Source organism: Chitinophaga sp. OAE865 (assembly GCF_040546735.1).
Taxonomy (GTDB): domain Bacteria; phylum Bacteroidota; class Bacteroidia; order Chitinophagales; family Chitinophagaceae; genus Chitinophaga; species Chitinophaga polysaccharea_A.
This window is the reverse complement of record NZ_JBEPOF010000001.1, coordinates 6,776,048-6,795,318: the sequence shown is the minus strand read 5'-3', so window position 1 is coordinate 6,795,318 and position 19,271 is coordinate 6,776,048. Positions and strand designations below refer to the sequence as shown.

The window sequence follows — 19,271 nt, the reverse complement described above, 5'->3', positions numbered from 1 at the left end:
CTGACCATTGCTTTTATTAAAATTCATTCCGCCACATCATGCTTTCCACCGGTTTTACCGTGCGGCCATTGTATTTGGCGTTTCCTTTTTTATTGTAGAAAGTTTCCACTTCGCCTTCTACCACGAAGTAGATCAGCTGGCCTACCGGCATTCCTGCGTATATGCGTACAGGTTGTGCACAGGAAATTTCCAGGGTCCAGGTGTTGCAGAAGCCCACATCGCCCTTACCGGCAGTGGCATGAATGTCGATACCCAGCCGGCCCGTACTGGATTTACCTTCCAGGAACGGAACATGTGCATGCGTTTCGGTATATTCCTCTGTTACGCCGAGGTAAAGGGTGCCGGGCTGCAACACAAACCCTTCCTCCGGAATCTCGAAATGATCGATTTCATTGTGCTTGCGCGCATCCAGCACACGGTCTTTGTAGGTAGCCAGGTATTTACCCAGGTGTACATCATAGGAATTGGTACCCAGGTATTTCCGGTCATAGGGAGCAATGACGATAGTGCCTTTTTCAATTTCCTCCAATATCCGTTTGTCTGACAGAATCATGCTTAGGTTCGTTTAGTTTTAGTGAGCTGTATTGTTAGCTATTTATTTTCAGCTGTTGGCATTTAGTTAAAGACCTGTTGCCAAAAGCTGTTTTTTCTGCTTTTTTGCTTTAATTTGGCAAGATATGCCATTAATACGAACGATACAAATTGATCCGGAAACGAAGCTGGGTGTATGGAAGATAACAGAAACGGAAAGCTTTTTCCAGGAGAAGGTGAATATCAGCCGGGCTATTCACCATCCTCATAAACGCCTGCAGCATTTTGCGGGCAGATATTTGCTGGTAACGCTTTTTCCGGAGTTTCCCGTTAAGGAAATTATGGTCACCAATAGCCGTAAACCTGTACTGGCCTGTGATAGTCATCATTTTTCCATTTCTCATTGCGCTGATTATGCCGCTGCTATTGTAAGCACCAAAGCTGCGGTAGGCATCGATATTGAAGAGGTGAAACCTAAAATTGAGTTGGTGTCGCATAAGTTCCTGTCGCCGGCAGAAAGGTCGTTTATTGATCCTGCGCATGAGCTGTCGCATAAAACGATCTGCTGGAGCGCCAAAGAAGCGATGTTTAAATGGTATGGCCGGGGAAGCGTTGATTTTAAAGAGAATATGAAACTGCATCCCTTTGTTTTTCAGCAGGCTGGTTTCATCACTGCCGATTTTAACAAACAGGATACAAATACCCGTTTATATTTGCAATATATTATGGAAAATGACCTATGCCTGGCATGGACTCATCCTGCGTGAGGAAAGATTTTATTAAGCACTGTCGCGTTATTTATGAAGATTTATTTACTCGGTTTTATGGGTGCCGGAAAATCCTATTGGGGCAAGCAACTGGCAGATCACTGGCAACTGCCTTACTACGACCTGGATGAGGTGATTGTAGAAGCGGAAGAAATGGCAATTGCCGATATCTTTGCTACCAAAGGAGAAGATTATTTCCGTGAGAAGGAAAGCCAGCTGCTGCGGGAATTATCCAAACAGGATAACTTCCTCATCTCCTGCGGGGGAGGAACGCCCTGTTTCCAGGAGAACATGGATTTTATGAATGAACATGGCACTACCGTGTGGATCAATCCTTCCGTGGAAACCATGGTAGAGCGCCTGCAACGCAAAAAATCCAAACGGCCGCTGATTGCCGACCTGGAAGATGAAGACCTGGTGGGATTTGTGGAAAAGAAGATGGCGGAGCGACTCCCTTTCTACCAGCAGTCAAGGCATATAATTACATCGGATAATATTTCATTGGATACCTTTACGCAAAATTTCTGATATGCATAAGAGTTTTTTAGTTTGGGCAGCGGTATTAGGCGCTTTGGCAGTGGTTTTAGGCGCATTTGGCGCGCATAAACTGAAAGAGCTGGTGCCTCCTGAAACCGTATCTACTTTTCAGACGGGCGTTACTTACCAGTTCTATCATGTATTCGCATTAATTGCTACCGGCATCTTATTTGCTCATGTGCCCGGCAGCCAGCTGGTATGGGCAGGCAGATGCTTTATTATAGGAATCCTGTTGTTCTCCGGCTCGCTGTACCTGCTCACCATGCTTAAAGCTACCGGCAACGTAGGTTTAAGAGGTATAGGTATTATTACGCCCATTGGCGGCGTATTTTTTATAGCCGGTTGGATCTGCCTGCTGGCAGGTATTTTAAAGTTAAAAGCATAAAGCAGTCTTCTATATGTATAGCCGTTTATGGGTGTTGATAGTGATTTTACTGACCGGTTCAGTGACGATGGCACAGGATAATGCAAATATTGCCGGTAAATGGTATGGCACCTTCAAACTTTATTATGGCGATAAATACCGTATGATCATTGATCTGCAGAAAGACGGGGCAGGCTATAAGGGTACCCTCCAGTTGCCGGAGATGTCGGACAACGATTACTTCGAACTGGAAACGGTGGTATACCGGAAAGACACCCTGCTGCTGCGTATTGATGCATTGCGTTTTTCCTTTACCGGCGTATGGGATCCTGCTGTGAATCAATTCAGGGGTATTACCGGTTTTGCAGATGATCAGAGTCATTCAGACCTTGGCCGGAAAGAAATTACTGCTGCTGAAATGTATAAAAGGCCACAGGAGCCTAAACCACCGTTCCCGTATTACACAGAACAGGTAAAGTTCAATAACATAAAAGACAGTGTTACCCTCGCCGGAACGTTTACCCGCCCCGCTGCGCAGGGCAAATACCCGGTGGTACTGATGTTGTCTGGCTCAGGCCCGCAGGACAGGAACGAGGAAATAGCAGGTCACAAGCTGTTCCTTGTACTGGCCGATTATTTTGCACGGAATGGTATTGCCTCCCTCCGTTATGACGACAGGGGTTTTGCCGGTTCTACGGGGGATTTTGACACTTCTGATATTTATGATTTTTCGCACGATGCCCTCACAGCATTGAAGTATCTGAAAACGAGGAAGGATGTGGATCCTGCGCGTATAGGCTTACTCGGCCATAGTGAAGGCGCTGTGGTAGCGCAGATCACAGCAGCAAACAATCCGGCGGTGGCTTTTGTAATATCAATGGGAGGTGTGGGCGTGAGCGGCCGGGAACTGATAGACCAGCAATCGGCTGCCAAAGGAAAAATGGCCGGTAAATCGGATAGCCTGATCCTGGCAGACCAGGCACGAATGAAACCATACTGGGATCTGCTGGCAAGCGACAGCGATATTGCTGTCGTTACCCCCAAAGCGCAGGAAATTTTGCGGAATATATACCGTAATTCAAGTGAAGACGTTAAGAAAGGACAAACAGAAGATGAACTGGTACGGGCATCCGTTATGAGACCCGAAACTATATCGTTATTAAGATACAAGCCGCTGACCTACCTCAAACAGATCAAATGTCCGTTTATGGCGATCAACGGTACGGCAGATATACAGGTGGATGCCAACGCAAATCTGAAAGAAATTGAACGCGCATTGAACGAAAATGGTAATCTGCTCACAACAATCCGTAAGTTTGATGGATTAAATCATTTGTTTCAACGCTGCAAAACATGTGAAGTGAACGAATACGGAGAGCTGGAGCAAACCATTGATCCCCTGGTCCCCGCGTTTATGGCACACTGGATCTTACAGTTGCCGCCGCAGGAGGACAGGTAGTCCCAAATCTGAAATTATAATATGTCCAAGAATAAACTGAAAACTGAAAAACCGGAAAGCAAAAAACCACCTAAAGCCCCCGCAGCGAATCCTGATGTACTGAAGAAGGACAAGGAGCCCGAGGTAAAGGTGAAAGAGCTGGTGAAAGATGAACGCACTCACAAAGTACTGGGCGTGTTCTTCCTTTTACTGTCTGTTTATTGTTTTATAGCTTTCACTTCCTATCTTTTTACCTGGGAAGATGACCAGGATAAAATTTTCCATTATTCTACCAGGGAATTATTTTTTGGAGATGTAAAAGTAGATAACCTGCTCGGCCGCCTGGGCGCTTATGTGTCGCATAACTTCTTCTTTTATGGAGTAGGTATTGCGGCTTACCTGTTCTGTTACTTCTTTTTTATTATCGGTGTAAATTTCATCGTAGGCCGCCGGGTATTCCGTATCTGGCGCAGCATAAAATATATTCTGTTCGGGTTGCTGTTTATCAGTATGACCATGGCCTTTGCCGTGGGTGGCGGCGATTTCCCCTGGGGCGGCGCCCTGGGTGATGCACTGAACAAATGGACTACCGGTTTTGTGGGTAAAACGGGAACAGCGCTGCTGTTGCTCGTGGTGGGCCTCTCCTGGCTTATCTGGAAATTCAATTTCGATTTCAAATGGCCTGAGAAAAAGGTGAAACCGCCAAAGCCCGTTCCCGCAGCGGCGCCGGCCGCCCCTGTAATGCAGCCTGCCACTGCGGCAGCCGCACCTGCCGCTTCAAAGGAAGACCCGCGCAGGAATGGCCTCCGCGAAGAAGGCGGCGTAATGGTGATCCCTCCCCATGCAGAGGAGGAAGACAGCGAAGAGCTGCCGCCTATGCAACTGGTGGAAAGGGAAGACATTACCGTGATCCCATCCGCACACGCTGCCTACCTGCCACAGGAAACACCGGAGCCTTCCTATGAAAACGAGCTTCCGGCTGAGGAAGAAGAAGAGGAGGAGGAAGAGGAAGACCCGGGACCATTGCTGTATATAGAAGAAACACCTGAGCAACCACTGGCCCCCACAGGCAAAAAGAAAGGGGAGCCGGTAGAAGTGACCTTCGAAATAAAACCTACTTACCAGGACGAGGAAGACGAAGTAGAAGAAATAGCGCCGGTAAGGCCGGTGGAACCGGTGGATCCTTACGATCCGTCGCTGGACCTGAGGGATTACAAATTCCCGACGCTGGACCTGCTGGAGAATCATAATGCAGATAAAGTGATTGTACAGGATACCTCAGAACTGGAAAAGAATAAGAACCAGATCATTGATACTCTGAAGAATTACGATATTTCTATCCAGAAGATCAGCGCCACCGTAGGGCCTACCGTTACCCTGTACGAAATTGTACCAGCTGCGGGTGTTCGTATCTCCCGTATAAAAAACCTCGAAGACGATATCGCATTAAGCCTGTCGGCCCTGGGGATCCGTATCATTGCGCCTATTCCAGGAAAAGGCACCATTGGTATTGAGGTACCTAATGTGAAGAAGACCATCGTATCTCTCAAAAATATGCTGGCTTCGGAAAAGTTCCAGACCAGTACCATGGATCTGCCTATTGCCATCGGCAAAAAGATCGACAACGAGAACTTCATTGCCGACCTGGCGAAAATGCCACACCTCCTGATGGCAGGTGCTACCGGTCAGGGTAAATCCGTTGGTATCAACACTTTGCTGGTATCTTTGCTGTACAAAAAGCATCCTTCACAGCTGAAGTTTGTGCTGGTGGATCCGAAGAAAGTGGAGCTGTCGCTCTACAAGCTTATTGAGAAGCACTTCCTGGCTAAATTACCAGGCGAGGACGACGCTATTATTACCGATACGAAGAAGGTAATCCATACCCTGAATGCGCTTTGTATTGAAATGGACCTGCGTTACGACCTGCTCAAGGAAGCCGGTACCCGTAATATCCGTGAATACAATAATAAATTCACCCAGCGCCGTTTGAACCCGCTGAAAGGCCACCGTTACCTGCCGTTCATTGTGCTGGTGGTGGATGAGTTCGCGGATCTGATCATGACAGCGGGTAAGGAAGTGGAGATGCCAATTGCCCGTTTGGCCCAGCTGGCCCGTGCCGTGGGTATTCACCTGATCATTGCCACGCAGCGCCCGTCTGTAAACATCATTACCGGTACTATCAAGGCCAACTTCCCGGCCCGTGTAGCCTTTAAGGTATCTTCCAAAATAGATTCCCGTACTATCCTGGATATCGGCGGCGCCGAGCAGCTGATAGGGCAGGGGGATATGCTGGTTTCCTTCAACGGGGAGCTGGTGCGTCTTCAATGCGCCTTTGTGGATACGCCGGAAGTGGAAAGCGTTGCTGAATTTATCGGCAACCAGAAAGGTTATCCCGATGCCTTCCTGTTGCCGGAGTATGTGGATGATAAAGACCCGGATGGCCGTGAATTAAGCATTGCCGACAGGGATCCGCTGTTTGAAGAGGCCGCCCAGGTGATTGTTTCCACCCAGCAGGGCTCCACTTCGCTGCTGCAACGCAGGATGAAGCTCGGGTATAACCGGGCCGGACGTCTTATGGATCAGCTGGAAGCCGCCAATATAGTAGGCCCTAATATGGGGAGCAAGGCCAGGGATGTGTTGGTAAAAACGGAAAGCGAGCTGAACGAAATCCTTAATAATTTGTTATAATATGTTAAAGCCGCCTGAATTTATTACCCTTTTTCAGGAAATATGATCAATTTTGCACCCTGTAAAAACCTACACGGCTATACCGGCATGGCATTTGTCTTTGTTGGATAGCACAAACTAAAAAAAACTACGATGAAGAAATTTGTATTAACCGGAATGTTGTTGAGTGGTATTATTTTCAGCGGCATGGCACAATCCAGGGGCGCTTCAGATCCAAAGGCAAAAACCGTTCTGGATGGTGTTAGTAATAAATTCAAATCATTAAAAACAGTAGTCGCTAATTTTGTATTAAAGATAGAAGGCGCCAATAACAGTGTAACTGATTCTAAAAAAGGGATCGTTTATCTAAAAGGGGCCAAATATAAAGTAACACTGCCCGGACAGGAAATTATCAGTGATAACAAAACCTCCTGGACATATGCGAAAGATGTGAATGAAGTAACCGTAAATAACGTGGATCAGAGCAGTGGCGCTATGACACCGGCCAAACTGTTCACCAACTTCTACGACAAGGATTACCTGTATAAACTGGAACCTGAAAGTATTGAAAAAGGAAAGGTATTACAGAATATAGAGCTTACGCCTACAGATAAATCCAAGAACATTTTTAAAGTGATTGTTTCCGTAGATAAAAAGAGTCAGAGCATTGCCAAAATGAAGGTGTTTGAGAAGAATGGCAATCATTATACCTACGAAATCACCAATTTCACACCAAATACCAACCTGAGCGATGCTACTTTTACTTTTGACGCCAAGAACTATCCCGGCGTGGAAGTGGTAGATCTCCGCTAGTATAAGATTTTCATTATAAAGGCCACCGGAGCGCAGATAACCGCGGTAAATACAACAAATTACCGCCGTTGTTTCCGCTCCGGTGGCTTTTTGCAATAGGCTTTGTGCTTTCTGCTTATTTATTTACCTTTGGCAAGTTCAATTTAAAATTAAACAATATGGCATACGACGTAATCGTAATTGGTAGTGGGCCCGGCGGATATGTGGCTGCTATCCGTGCTTCTCAGCTGGGATTTAAAACTGCAGTAGTTGAAAGAGAGAGTCTGGGTGGTATCTGTTTAAACTGGGGCTGTATTCCAACGAAGGCTTTGTTAAAAACGGCACAGGTTTTTGAATATACGCAGCATTCAAAAGATTATGGTATCACTGTAAGTGATGCAAAGGTGGATTTTGAAGCGGTGATCAAACGTAGTCGCGGTGTTGCCGATAAAATGAGCAGGGGCGTTCAGTTCCTCATGAAGAAAAATAAGATCGACGTGTTAATGGGCAATGGAAAGGTAAAATCCAAAGGCCAGGTGGAAGTAACCGATAAAGATGGTAAAGCCACTGTACACGAAGCAAAACATATTATTCTCGCTACAGGCGCACGTGCACGTGAACTGCCTAACCTGAAAATTGATGGTAAGAAAGTGATCGGCTACCGTGAAGCCATGGTGCTTCCGCAGCAGCCTAAATCCATGATCGTTGTGGGTTCCGGCGCTATCGGCGTTGAATTTGCTTACTTCTACGCTACCCTGGGCACTAAAGTAACCATCGTTGAGTTCCTCCCACGCATTGTACCAGTGGAAGATGAGGATATCTCCAAAGAACTGGAAAAAATATACAAAAAGAAAGGCATCGAGATCATGACCAACTCCTCTGTGGAAGCAGTGGAAGCAAGTGGTAACGGTGTAAAGGCAAAAGTAAAAACCCAGACCGGCGAAATCACCCTGGAAGCAGATGTGGTACTGAGCGCGGTAGGTATTGCTGCCAATATTGAAAACATCGGCCTGGAAGGATTGGGTATCAAAACCGACAAGGGCCGTGTACTGGTAGATAAATATTACCAGACAAATATCCCGGGCGTTTACGCTATCGGTGATATGGTTCCCGGCCAGGCGCTTGCACACGTAGCTTCCAAAGAAGGTATCGTTTGCGTGGAAGCCATCGCATATAATGAAAAGAAATATGCGCACAAACCAGAGCCACTGGACTACATGAACATTCCGGGCTGTACTTATTGCGCACCTGAAATTGCTTCTGTAGGTTATACTGAAAAAGCGGCAAAAGAAGCTGGTTACGAAGTGAAAGTGGGTAAATTCCCCTTCTCTGCTTCCGGTAAAGCTTCAGCAGCCGGCGCTACTGAAGGTTTTGTAAAAGTGATCTTCGACGCTAAATACGGCGAGTGGTTAGGCACGCACATGATTGGTGCCAACGTTACTGAGATCATCGCTGAAACAGTAGTAGCGCGTAAGCTGGAAACTACTTACCAGGAGGTGCTGGATTCCATCCACCCTCACCCAACTATGAGCGAATCTGTAAAAGACGCTATAGAAGTAGCTTACGGCGAAGCAATTCACCTGTAATTTTTACCTCATTGTAAGTATAGAAACAGCTGTTCCGGTTTACCGGAGCAGCTGTTTTGTTTTAATGGTATCATTAATCCGTGATGATGAGTTTCCGGGGTGGCCGTCTGATTGCTGCCGCTTGCCCGCAGATAATATACACCAGGTGTGGTACTCCGGTTTTTCGCCCGTAAAGTGGCGGTCCTGTAGCAGTGGATGCTACTGTAGCGCTGTTGACTATCCATCCGCCGCCATGAGTATTATGGTTCGTAGCCTATTATTGAGGGCTTATTGCCCCGGGAACTTTAACCGTTACTGATGAATATTGCCTTTTAAAGAGAGCTGGAAGTTTAAAGGCGTGGGAAGAAACGCCTGGTACCGGACATGAGCATTACAGCGGCAGTGGATTTTCGCATGCCTGCAGCCGCTAGTTCTGTTTCACCACTTGTGTGGAATAGATCCGTTTATTATCTGCATAAATACTACAGTTATAAATACCATTCGCCAAACGTTGCACTTCTACAGTTTCCTGGGTGGCTTCGAGGTTTCGCTGCAATACTATCCGTCCGCTCATATCTGTGATCACCAGCCTGCGGCTGCGCATGGTGCCATCCAGAACAGTGAACTGGTTGCTCACAGGGTTGGGGAAAAGTAGAATATGGTTATCTGCAATAATGGTTACCGTTACAGGATCCGCATAAATAGCCTGTCCGCCGCTGGTAAGTAGTTTTACACGATAGCGCAGTAACCCTTCCGGCGCGTTGTTGTCGAGATAATTAAAGTTCAAAGCATTGCCAACAGGCTGTTGCTCCAGCGTTACCCAGCCTTCCCGAGTTAACCGTTCCCAGTAAACCGTTTGTAGCTGCCAGGTGCTTCCGAGTGTAAGGGATAACGCCACTTTATTGTCGGTGGTAGGATCAGCCAGCAGGGTTTGTACATAGCAGCCAACGCCCTGTTGTGTATAGTTAACGGCATAGCTGCGAAGGCCGGTCCACCCGGCAGGGGCAACCGGGCTTACCGCAAAATATAGCGATGAAGCGGTTGCTTTGGGAATAAAGATGAAGGTATCGCGTACCTGCCGGTAAGGCTTCAGTTCTGTATTGCCCATGGTGTACAACTGGTAAGCTGTAGCGCCGGGCAGTCCGTTCCAGTATAGCAGCACCGTATCCGTACAATTGAATCCTGCGTGCATGGTGAGCAGCGGTGAAACATACAGGGTTGGGCTGATAAACGAAGTATCCGTTAACGTTAGTTTCAGTATTACCGGACCGAAAATATCCGGCGCCACCCATTTATATTGCCCGTTTTCCACTGCAATGTTTTGCACAACAGGCAGCCAGGTATGGCCACTGTCGCTGCTGTAGGAGAGGTCACTGTTACCCTTATACGTAGTTTGCCATTGCAGTGGCAGCAACTGGCCGGCGGCCGTTACAGCGCCGTTTGCGGGGTTTTGCCACTGGAAGGTGCTGGCAGGAACCATTTCATAGGCCAGGTAAAAAGATTGTGGACCAGCTGTCACCTGTGCGCCGGATACGCTTATCCGCATATTGCCCGCTGCGGGATGTTCAATGCTGATCTGTTCTGTATTGTTGATGCTGTCCCTGCCGCGCGTTGCGGGCAGCTTCAGGGAATCGGCCGATGGATAGGTGCTCAGTATCCAGGGCTGCCACGATTTACCATCGGAAGTAGTGGCGGTGATATCAAGATCGTTTATAAGTGCTTTAACGGCGTTTACTGCGGCTGGCGGATCGTTCCAGCACAAGGTTACTTTTACTTCCTGTATGCCCTCCGGAATGGCGATATTGAAGGTGGTAGCTGTATGGTTGCTTACATTTCCCTGCAACAACCGGTTATCCTGTATCGTTTTTATGGCAGCGAAGGCATGGAGGTTGCCATATCCGCCGCCAAACGACGGATGTACATCTGCCGCCCGCGATGCACTGTTAATAATCACCGCTTTAAGAAGGGCAGAAGGGGCGGCGCTGCCATGCAGCATGCGCCAGGTATCCTGCAACAGGGCCATTACGCCGCTGGTAAGCGCTGCGGCACCGGAAGTGCCGTCTTCACCATATGCAGTAACATGCGGCACTATACGGCCATCGTAAGCAGGGCCTTTGGAGCTGAGGCCCATTAGCCGGGCGGCATCATCAGTACCGCCGGCTATAAGGATATTTTTTGCCTGCTTGAAATTGCCGGATAAATTAGCGTAGCCGGCAATGCCCTGGTAACGGCCGCCTGTCGCGGGCGACGTTCCAATATTACCGGAAGAATATACATGCACGATGGTATCTGATGTATAGATCTGCTGATCATAAGCCGCTGCTTCTGCACCATAATAGTTTTCGATGTCGGTACCATAGGAATGGTTTTGCACGGTGGCGCCGGATTGATGATAATAAGCGTCTTCATCAGGGAATAAACTGCTGTTGTAGTCAGATGAACTGAGCTTTACCCCAGGCGCGGCACCTTTGCCGCCGGCGCCGCTGTTGCCCGCACCGCCAATCAGCGTGGCCATGATCAGGGCGTGGGCGGTTTTAAGCGTAGAATTATAGGAAGATGAAATGTACCGTCCCTGTAAATCGATGTCTGTTGTATCAAACATATCCTCTTTAACGGAAACGGTTACACGCTCACCTGTGATAAGGGGAAACTGCTGTTGTGCAAATGTGATCCTGTTCAATACCATGTTGCCGGTATTGATAATGATTTCAGGAGAAGGGCGGCGGATAAGGTCTGCAAACTGTATAGCCGGCTGACTGATGAACAAGGGCCAGTCCTGCTTTTTAACCTTTGCTACAGCCACATGGTATCGGGTGGAGTACGACTGTACCCGTGCATATGCCGGTTGTTTTTCTGAAGGCATGTATGATACCTGTATGAGGATGCTATCCTGTGCAGCTGTTTTTTCCAGTTGTTGTAACAGGGGAATACTTGCTTTGAAATTATAACCCGCGCTGTAACAATACAGGATGGTGCTGTCGTTTGGCGCATGTTGTAATATATAATGGTAACGGGAAATCGGTTGCATAAGTCCCCATTGCCGGAGTTGCCGTTCGTCCGGCAGCTTTGAAAACTTCACCAGGAATGGCCCGCTTTTCCGTTGCATCGAAAAAGTATCTGTAGCGTATCGTTGCACCATGCTGTCTGTATAGTACTGCTGCTGCGCTTTTGCATAGCAATAATAACATAACTGCAGAAGCAGCATTAGCCATATTTTGAAGGGTTTTATCCGCATGGAGGCGTTGAAAAATGGTATGTGATCCTGGTTTAGTGTTGCCACCTAAAGCTACTGTATTTAGTTTTTCAACACAATTTTTTATCATCTCTACAACAAAAATTTTTTTTAAGTAAAACGAATGTTGTAATATTGAAACAGGAAATCCTTAGGATAAAATTCAACAAAATCTGAGCAACGATCTGTAAACTGTTTCACGAACAATCAATTTATAGCGCAAATCTGAATCACCGGAACAACCGGTATTACTGAATCATTACCAAGCCATTAAAATCTGATGCTATGCTATAGCAGGGCAAATTAGCTATTGTATGTACCCGAAAACGAGAGTACTGTGTAATTGTAGTTTTCAGGAAGATAGTCAAAGCTAAACGATTGCATCTGCAGCAGGAGAATGAAAAGCAGCTGTGTCCCAGGATACAGTGTTATAGCTGTTTTATACCTGATCCGGCTGCAGAGTAGTATGGGCATTTAATGTTGTTAACAATTGCTTGTTTACAGGAACAGGCGAAAGGATATCTTTTTTTAAAAACCTAAACCAAGAGTCTGAATTTTTTTTCTAAACAAAACCAAAAATCTGAACTATGAGAGCACAATCAATTCCTGTACTCTGCTGCATGGCAGTAGCTTTCCTCTTTGCGTCCTGTCAGAAGAACGATGCAAAAAAAGAAGTGCAGCCAGATCCTGTATCAGCAGAAGTATTAGCCCAGATCAAAGCAAACGGCTTCAGTACAGAGAACGTGGTAAAAACCGAAGATGGTTACCTGGTGGAAGGTGACATACTGCTTACAGCTGAACAGCTGAAAGAATCAGTTAGCAGTCCTGTTTTAAGAATAGCCAAAACAGAGCAGTACCGTACCAATTACCTGGTAACAGCATTGCCCCGCGTTATCAGGATTAAAGTAACCGGTCTTGGTACCGCTTTTATTGCCGGTACAGACACGGCTATTGCGCGTTACAACAGGTTAGGATTACGTATGACCTTTCAGCGTGTAGCCAGTGGCGCTGCTGAAATTACGATCAAGGGTTTCAACCAGGGACCAAGTGGTGGTTACATTACACTGGGCTCTTCCGGGTTCCCTACCAGCAGTGGCAACCCTTACAGCACGATTAAAATGAACACTAACCAGTATGCGTATGGATCTAATCCAAACGTACTGTATGTAGGCTCTGTGATCCAGCATGAAATTGGTCACTGCATTGGTATGCGCCATACCGATTACATGGACCGTTCCTACAGCTGTGGTGGTACTCCAACAAACGAAGGTGCAAGCAACATAGGTGCAGTGTATATTCCGGGCACCCCATCCGGACCGGATGCCAACTCCTGGATGCTGGCCTGCTCCAATGGCGGAAACCGTACGTTTAATGCCAATGATATTATTGCGCTGAATTATCTGTATCACTAATCGTTGCATGAGTTAATCTGTTGACGTATTTCCGGGGCCGGAATTTTTTACTGCAGGGAAAGGATTTCCTCCGAATTCTTTGAATTAAATTTCCTGTGGTCATCTGTTCTGCCCCGGAAATACTATTCTCCGGTACATAATGCCTGTTCATCTATCTTTTTTGCTGATCTGTTACAGAATCAAAATCTTTATAACAGATCAAAAACGATAAGATGGAAAACACCCGTAAACAATTCCTGAAACAACTGTTCATCAGTGCTACGGCCGTACTGGTACTGATTGAAGCCTGTAAGAAAAGTGATACCACAGACGTTGACACAACCAGCAGCGGCAGCTGCACCGTTTCCCCTGAAGAAACAGATGGCCCTTATCCTTTGTTTGCCAGCAGAGGATCCTCTATCCGGCGGGTAGATATCACCGACGGTAAAACAGGCACCCCATTACATATCACCATCAATGTACTGAACACGAACAACAACTGTAAGCCACTTGCCAATGCGAGGGTCGACATCTGGCATGCCCGGTACATGGGATACACACACGGCAATATACAGTTGCCGTTTGAACGGCACCAGTTTAAAATAATCAGTTCGAGCATTCACGACAGGCAGCAGCACAAAGTGGCCATACTATATGATACCACAGATACGTTCATTTTAAAACTGAACGACGATATCTCTATCTGTAATTATAGTGAGGAATCCTGAAATTAAGATCAAACTAATCATCATAACCCTGGGTCAGACAAAATCCGTTCTTCCATTCGCGGATAAAATCGCTGTAACTATCGCTCACCGGCAACTGTACCGATGAGCTGAGCCTGACTTTGCGGTTAACTACTGACTTCACCTTATCAACAGCAACAATATAACTGCGGTGTATCCGCCGGAAGCGGGACGCCGGCAGCTTCTCCTGCATCTTTTTAAGTGTCATCAGCGTTAGCACCGGCGCCTGTTGGGCGAGGTGTATCCGGACATAGTCCTCCAGGCTTTCTATATAAATAATTTCGTGCAGGGGAATTTTCACCATGTGATAAGATGAATGTACTACGAGACTTTCTGTTTCCGCCGGCAGCAGTTGTTGCTGGCAATGCTGTTGTGCTTTCTGCACAGCTTTTTCAAAACGCAGGAAAGGGATGGGCTTAAGCAGATAGTCGATCGCATCCAGGTCAAACCCATCGAAAGCATATTGCTTATAGGCGGTAGTAAAAATAATCATGGAGTGGGGATCCAATCCCCTGGCCAGATCCAGCCCATTGATGTCAGGCATGTTGATATCGAGGAACAGGAGATCCACCCGGCTATGCCTCAGATATTCTGCTGCGGAAATGGCATCAGTGAAAGTATGCAACAGTTTCAGCCAGGGAAATTCCTGCGCATAGGTTTTGATAACCTGTATAGCAGGCGGCTCATCATCTATCACTATAAATTTAATCTCCATCAGTTATACCTGTAATTGTAAAGAAATAGCATAGGCGCCATTGTCTTCGCTGATCTGCAATTCATATTTGTCAGGGTAAAGGTGATCCAGTCTTTGCCTGGTGTTGGCAATACCAATACCGGTGCGGTTTGTATCCGGTGTTATCCTGAATAATTTATTGCTGCAGTAAAAATGGATGCTGTTATCTGATGTTTGCAGCAGGATATTAATTTCTGAAGGTTCATGATTGCTTACCCCGTACTTGAATGCGTTTTCGAGGAATGGCAGCAGAACCAGCGGGGCAATGCATTTGATGCCCGGGCTGCCGGTAACAGCAAAATTGACTTTTGTTTTGGTAGTGAGCCGTAGTTTCTGGAGATCGATATAATCCCGCAGACATTCAATTTCGCTTTCCAGCAGCACATAATCATCCCTGGTATCTTCTGTTACATAGCGCAGCATGTTGGACAGTTTCATGATGCTCATAGCGGTGTTATCGCTGCGTGTGATAGCGAGGGAGTAAATATTGTTAAGGGTATTGAACAGGAAATGCGGATTGATCTGGGCCTTGAGGAACGATAGCTCCGCCTGGGTTTTCCGGGTTTCTGCGTACAGTGCTCTTTTTTCGGTTTGGCGCCAGCGATGGGTGGTTTCAATGGCGATACTGAGTGCAATGGTGAGCAGGAAAAGGAAATCGCTCACAATATCCACCCGCACGGGTGGCTCTATGGCTTCCGGCCTGGGGCCTTCCGGGGGCATTGGCGGGCGCCACCTGGTTTCCCCGTGTGGATGCCGCAGCCTGGAAAACAGGTGGTCGTAGGGGCGCATATAGTTCACCATTACCAGTAACAGCAGCACAGAAAGGAAATAAAGGATGTACTGTTTCCGGAAATACAGCCTGGGAAATAGAAAAGTAGTGTGAAAATAGAACAGTGCTACATACGTTACCAGGAACACCAGGTAATCTGTTGAGAATAAGATGGAGAGCGCTTTACGGTCGCCTGTTTGCCCGCTGATGAACAGCAGGGGTAAACCCAGGCATATCAGCCACCCCGTGATGTGTGCGATTACTACCGAAGATTTTAAGCGGAACATTTGCGACAGATAGATATAGGGCTGAAATTCAGACTTTCTTACCGGATAGCGATTGCTTTCTCTGTAAATCGCTGGTTTATGTCGATGAATGATCGGAAACACCGGGTTATCTTTTCACCGCTGCCCGAATTATAGTAAATTGCCTCTTTTATAAAAAGAATATCAGATATGTTGCAACGAATCATGAAACCGGTGCTGTTAGTGGTACTTCTTCTCGTACTGGCCAGGCACACTTATGCTACGGAGGGAATGTGGCTGCCACAGCTGCTTTCCGGTCTTAATGAGAAAGAGATGAAGGGAATGGGTATGAAAATTACTGCCGCGGATATCTATAGTATCAACAAAGGCAGCCTGAAAGATGCCATCGTGAGCTTCGGCGGTTTTTGTACGGCGGAGGTGATTTCCGGACAGGGATTGCTGCTCACCAATCATCACTGCGGCTATGACGCCATCCAGAAGCACTCCTCCCTGCAGAATAACTTCCTGGAAAACGGTTTCTGGGCAAAGTCGGCAGTGGAAGAGCTGCCTAACCCCGGTTTATTTGCCACCTTCATTGTGCGTATTGATGATGTTACCAAAGCTGCGCTGCAGGATGTAACGCCCGGTATGAGTGAAAGAGAGCGGCAGTCGGCCATCGACAGGCGCCTGAACGAGATCCGGCAGCAGGCCCGCCACGAAAGCTGGCAGGAAACGATGATTAAACCTTTCTACGAGGGCAACCAGTATTTCCTGTTTGTAACGGAAACTTACCGGGATGTACGCCTGGTAGGCGCACCGCCTTCCTCTATCGGTAAGTTCGGGTCCGATACGGATAATTGGGTATGGCCGCGTCATACAGGCGATTTCTCGATGTTTCGTATTTATGCCGGTAAGGATGGTCGCCCGGCGCCTTATTCAAAGGATAATGTGCCTTTAAAGCCCAAATATGCGCTTACGATTTCCCTGAAGGGAGTAAAACAGAACGATTTTACCATGGTGATGGGTTTTCCCGGCCGCACCAGCGAATACCTGCCTTCTGAAGGCGTAAAGCAAACGGTGGATGTATTGGATGCTGCTAAAGTTGAAATGCGCGACGCCGCTCTCAAAATCATGGATGGCTACATGCGTAAAGATCCACAGATAAAGATCCAGTATGCCGCAAAATTTGCCGGTACTGCCAACTACTGGAAGAAGTGGATGGGAGAAATGCAGGGCGTAAAACAAACCAATGGCGTAGGCAAAAAGCTGCAGTACGAAGATGCCTACCGGCAGCAGTTGGAAACCAATCCTGCATGGAAACAGCAATACGGAGGTGTACTGGATTCCCTCAACGGCTACTACCAGCAGATACAACCTTATGCCCAGGCCCGTGATTACTATAGTGAATTGGTAAGGAACGTGGAGCTGTTCACCGTAGGCGATCGCCTGATCAGTTTCCTCAACGATGTACATGAAAGAGGGGAGGCGCAATATGAAACCATGCGGCAACAGTTCCTTGCCTCCATGCAGGGATTTTACCAGAACTATAATGCCAGCGTAGATCATGATGTGGCGGTAAGCCTGATCGCCCTCTATGCCAAAGGCGTTCCCGCACAGTTGGCAGGAGCGGAGTTTGCGCAGATCTGGCAGGAGAACAATAAAAACAGCCGTGTGCTGTCTGATAAGCTGTATGCGGCATCAGGACTAACCTCTATGGATAAACTCACCGCTTTTGTGCAGCAGCCATATAATACGGTGGTGGCGCAGATGTGGAAGGATCCTGCTACGCGGCTGGTGATGGCTATGCGTAAAGGTTATGTGGATAATATAAGTCGCCCCCTGGCTGATCTTCAATCCAACATCAACAACCTGCAGCGCATCTATATGCAGGCACAGATGGATGTAATGGGCAGCAAAAAGGTTTTTTACCCCGATGCCAACAGCACGCTGAGAGTTACCTATGGAAAGGTAGACGGGTACAATCCGCGTGATGCCATTCACTACGATTTTTATACCTACCTCGATGGCGTCATGGAAAAATATATTCCGGGTGATTACGAATTTGATGTGCCGGCACGCCTGATTGAGCTTTATAAAAAGAAAGACTACGGCCGTTACGGGGTGAATGGCAGGATGCCGGTTTGTTTTATCGCCTCCAACCACACTACCGGTGGTAATTCCGGCAGCCCTGCACTGGACGCCTATGGCCGCCTGATAGGATTGAACTTCGACCGCACCTGGGAAGGCACCATGAGCGATATTAATTTTGACCCGGCCATTTGCCGTAATATCATGGTGGATATCCGCTATGTGCTGTTTATTGTAGACAAATACGCTGGTTGTACGCGATTGATCGACGAAATGAAATTGCTCTAAGCGGAGTTTGTCTGACTCAGGATTAAACTGATTACGCTGATTACGCTGATTGGATTACTTTGGATTAAAATGATTTGGGGAGATTTAAGCGAATCCGCTTCTATCTCCCCAAATCTTTTTTAATCATTACAAAATCCAATCAGCGTAATCAGCGTAATCAGTTTAATCCTGAGTCAGACAAACTCCGCGCCGAAGGCGAGCCGCGTTATATTTTGCACTCGTACACAATAGAACTGCAGCGGTCTACTGTTTTCAGGCCTTTGCGATAGGAGCGGAACCCGTGAAAGAACCCTTGCAGCAACCGGCTTTTACCGGTTTTGTATTTTTCGCTGAGAAGACTTACATAGAAACCGTCGAACACCATAGGGTGCTTTTTTGACAGTTTAATGTGATGTTGTGATAATAGTTTTTCCATGGAGCCGGGAGAGAAGTGATAAAGATGCCTGGGCACATCATAGGCAGCCCAGTATTCTTTATAGTAGTCGGCGTCGGAGGAGGTATAGTTGGGAACGGCGATGAGTAAGGAACCGCCAGGTTTCAGCAGGGTGCGGATATGATCCAGGTAACCGTGCAGGTCGTGCACATGTTCCAGCACATGCCACATGGTGATAGCATCAAACTGCTGCGGAGCCAGAGCGTATAACTGTTCAATAGGCAATGCTTCCACTCCGTAAATTTCTTTGGCGTTCCTGCGTGCGTTTTCATCTGGTTCCAACCCTGTTACAGTCCAGCCGCTGGTTTTCATATAGTGTAGAAATGCGCCGGTACCGCTGCCTATATCCAGCAGGGCGCCGGTTTTGATGCCGGAAGCATTGCGTACCCAGTTTTGCTTGGAGCGCAGCGTAATTTTCCTGACACTGTGATATAAGCGGTTAATAAGTCCCTGCTTTGTTTCAGAATGGGAAATATATTCCTGTGATTGGTAATACCGCCCAATATGCGCGCTGTCGGGCACATTTTGTGTAAAGCGGCCGCCACAGCCCCCGCAGTGGAAGATGTTGAATGTTTCCTTTGATACGGTGTAGTCTTTGGCAGCAATCGCTTCATGTATCTGCGATGATCCACAAAGCGGACAGGTGTTGTGATAAATTAAACTCATTTGACTATTGAATACGCTT

15 protein-coding genes are annotated in these 19,271 nt (G+C 47.2%); 10 read left to right on the top strand and 5 right to left on the bottom strand.

Annotated elements, in window-relative coordinates; translation table 11 throughout:
- Nucleotides 1-16: 16 nt before the first annotated feature.
- Nucleotides 17-553, bottom strand: coding sequence for a dCTP deaminase (dcd, locus tag ABIE50_RS27200; protein WP_142687570.1), 537 nt, complete (start codon nt 551-553; stop codon nt 17-19).
- Between the two features lie 124 nt (nt 554-677).
- On the opposite strand from dcd, the gene ABIE50_RS27195 reads away from it, so the two are divergent.
- The 7 genes from ABIE50_RS27195 to lpdA all read left to right on the top strand — a co-directional run bounded on the left by ABIE50_RS27195 (nt 678) and on the right by lpdA (nt 8,682).
- On the top strand, nt 678-1,298 hold the full coding sequence (locus tag ABIE50_RS27195) for a 4'-phosphopantetheinyl transferase family protein (protein WP_209865973.1): 621 nt from the start codon (nt 678-680) through the stop codon (nt 1,296-1,298).
- A 33-nt stretch (nt 1,299-1,331) separates the two neighbouring features.
- On the top strand, nt 1,332-1,826 hold the full coding sequence (locus tag ABIE50_RS27190) for a shikimate kinase (RefSeq protein WP_142687572.1): 495 nt from the start codon (nt 1,332-1,334) through the stop codon (nt 1,824-1,826).
- Between the two features lies 1 nt (nt 1,827).
- Nucleotides 1,828-2,220 (top strand): DUF423 domain-containing protein, encoded by a 393-nt coding sequence (locus ABIE50_RS27185; protein ID WP_142687573.1) that lies wholly within the window; start codon nt 1,828-1,830, stop codon nt 2,218-2,220.
- Nucleotides 2,221-2,233: 13 nt separating this feature from the next.
- A complete protein-coding gene (locus tag ABIE50_RS27180) occupies nt 2,234-3,658 on the top strand; it encodes an alpha/beta hydrolase family protein (RefSeq protein ID WP_209865959.1) in 1,425 nt (474 codons plus the stop codon).
- 21 nt (nt 3,659-3,679) lie between these two features.
- Nucleotides 3,680-6,325, top strand: a complete 2,646-nt coding sequence (locus tag ABIE50_RS27175; RefSeq protein WP_209865956.1) for a DNA translocase FtsK — start codon at nt 3,680-3,682, stop codon at nt 6,323-6,325.
- A gap of 132 nt (nt 6,326-6,457) precedes the next feature.
- Entirely contained in the window at nt 6,458-7,117 is a 660-nt protein-coding gene (lolA1, locus tag ABIE50_RS27170; RefSeq protein WP_209865953.1) for an outer membrane lipoprotein periplasmic chaperone LolA1, read from the top strand.
- A gap of 158 nt (nt 7,118-7,275) precedes the next feature.
- A complete protein-coding gene (gene lpdA, locus ABIE50_RS27165) occupies nt 7,276-8,682 on the top strand; it encodes a dihydrolipoyl dehydrogenase (RefSeq protein ID WP_142687577.1) in 1,407 nt (468 codons plus the stop codon).
- A 406-nt stretch (nt 8,683-9,088) separates the two neighbouring features.
- Here lpdA and ABIE50_RS27160 read toward each other — a convergent pair whose 3' ends face one another.
- A complete protein-coding gene (locus ABIE50_RS27160) occupies nt 9,089-11,866 on the bottom strand; it encodes a S8 family serine peptidase (protein WP_209865948.1) in 2,778 nt (925 codons plus the stop codon).
- 614 nt (nt 11,867-12,480) lie between these two features.
- Here ABIE50_RS27160 and ABIE50_RS27155 point away from each other — a divergent pair.
- A complete protein-coding gene (locus tag ABIE50_RS27155) occupies nt 12,481-13,305 on the top strand; it encodes a M57 family metalloprotease (protein WP_209865945.1) in 825 nt (274 codons plus the stop codon).
- A 212-nt stretch (nt 13,306-13,517) separates the two neighbouring features.
- On the top strand, nt 13,518-14,012 hold the full coding sequence (locus tag ABIE50_RS27150) for a peptidase associated/transthyretin-like domain-containing protein (RefSeq protein ID WP_209865943.1): 495 nt from the start codon (nt 13,518-13,520) through the stop codon (nt 14,010-14,012).
- A gap of 13 nt (nt 14,013-14,025) precedes the next feature.
- On the opposite strand, the gene ABIE50_RS27145 is transcribed toward ABIE50_RS27150, so the two are convergent.
- The gene (locus ABIE50_RS27145) at nt 14,026-14,745 is read right to left on the bottom strand and encodes a LytR/AlgR family response regulator transcription factor (RefSeq protein ID WP_209865940.1); all 720 of its coding nucleotides are present in this window, start codon (nt 14,743-14,745) and stop codon (nt 14,026-14,028) included.
- A gap of 3 nt (nt 14,746-14,748) precedes the next feature.
- Nucleotides 14,749-15,819: a sensor histidine kinase gene (locus ABIE50_RS27140; RefSeq protein ID WP_209865937.1), complete on the bottom strand. Its 1,071-nt coding sequence runs from the start codon at nt 15,817-15,819 to the stop codon at nt 14,749-14,751.
- A gap of 168 nt (nt 15,820-15,987) precedes the next feature.
- Here ABIE50_RS27140 and ABIE50_RS27135 point away from each other — a divergent pair, with 168 nt between their 5' ends.
- A complete protein-coding gene (locus ABIE50_RS27135; protein WP_354028198.1) occupies nt 15,988-18,153 on the top strand; it encodes a S46 family peptidase in 2,166 nt (721 codons plus the stop codon).
- A gap of 205 nt (nt 18,154-18,358) precedes the next feature.
- Here ABIE50_RS27135 and ABIE50_RS27130 read toward each other — a convergent pair whose 3' ends face one another.
- Nucleotides 18,359-19,252 (bottom strand): class I SAM-dependent methyltransferase, encoded by an 894-nt coding sequence (locus ABIE50_RS27130; RefSeq protein ID WP_142687584.1) that lies wholly within the window; start codon nt 19,250-19,252, stop codon nt 18,359-18,361.
- Nucleotides 19,253-19,271 lie beyond the last annotated feature (19 nt).

Excerpts from the sequence above, each read along its gene's own strand:
- ABIE50_RS27180 (WP_209865959.1), top strand. The coding sequence starts at position 2,234 with ATGTATAGCCGTTTATGGGTGTTGATAGTGATTTTACTGACCGGTTCA.
- ABIE50_RS27135 (WP_354028198.1), top strand. The coding sequence starts at position 15,988 with ATGTTGCAACGAATCATGAAACCGGTGCTGTTAGTGGTACTTCTTCTC.
- ABIE50_RS27155 (WP_209865945.1), top strand. The coding sequence starts at position 12,481 with ATGAGAGCACAATCAATTCCTGTACTCTGCTGCATGGCAGTAGCTTTC.
- ABIE50_RS27145 (WP_209865940.1), bottom strand. The coding sequence starts at position 14,745 with ATGGAGATTAAATTTATAGTGATAGATGATGAGCCGCCTGCTATACAG.
- ABIE50_RS27140 (WP_209865937.1), bottom strand. The coding sequence starts at position 15,819 with ATGTTCCGCTTAAAATCTTCGGTAGTAATCGCACACATCACGGGGTGG.
- ABIE50_RS27195 (WP_209865973.1), top strand. The coding sequence starts at position 678 with ATGCCATTAATACGAACGATACAAATTGATCCGGAAACGAAGCTGGGT.
- ABIE50_RS27175 (WP_209865956.1), top strand. The coding sequence starts at position 3,680 with ATGTCCAAGAATAAACTGAAAACTGAAAAACCGGAAAGCAAAAAACCA.
- ABIE50_RS27160 (WP_209865948.1), bottom strand. The coding sequence starts at position 11,866 with ATGCTGCTTCTGCAGTTATGTTATTATTGCTATGCAAAAGCGCAGCAG.
- lpdA (WP_142687577.1), top strand. The coding sequence starts at position 7,276 with ATGGCATACGACGTAATCGTAATTGGTAGTGGGCCCGGCGGATATGTG.
- dcd (WP_142687570.1), bottom strand. The coding sequence starts at position 553 with ATGATTCTGTCAGACAAACGGATATTGGAGGAAATTGAAAAAGGCACT.
- lolA1 (WP_209865953.1), top strand. The coding sequence starts at position 6,458 with ATGAAGAAATTTGTATTAACCGGAATGTTGTTGAGTGGTATTATTTTC.
- ABIE50_RS27185 (WP_142687573.1), top strand. The coding sequence starts at position 1,828 with ATGCATAAGAGTTTTTTAGTTTGGGCAGCGGTATTAGGCGCTTTGGCA.
- ABIE50_RS27190 (WP_142687572.1), top strand. The coding sequence starts at position 1,332 with ATGAAGATTTATTTACTCGGTTTTATGGGTGCCGGAAAATCCTATTGG.
- ABIE50_RS27150 (WP_209865943.1), top strand. The coding sequence starts at position 13,518 with ATGGAAAACACCCGTAAACAATTCCTGAAACAACTGTTCATCAGTGCT.
- ABIE50_RS27130 (WP_142687584.1), bottom strand. The coding sequence starts at position 19,252 with ATGAGTTTAATTTATCACAACACCTGTCCGCTTTGTGGATCATCGCAG.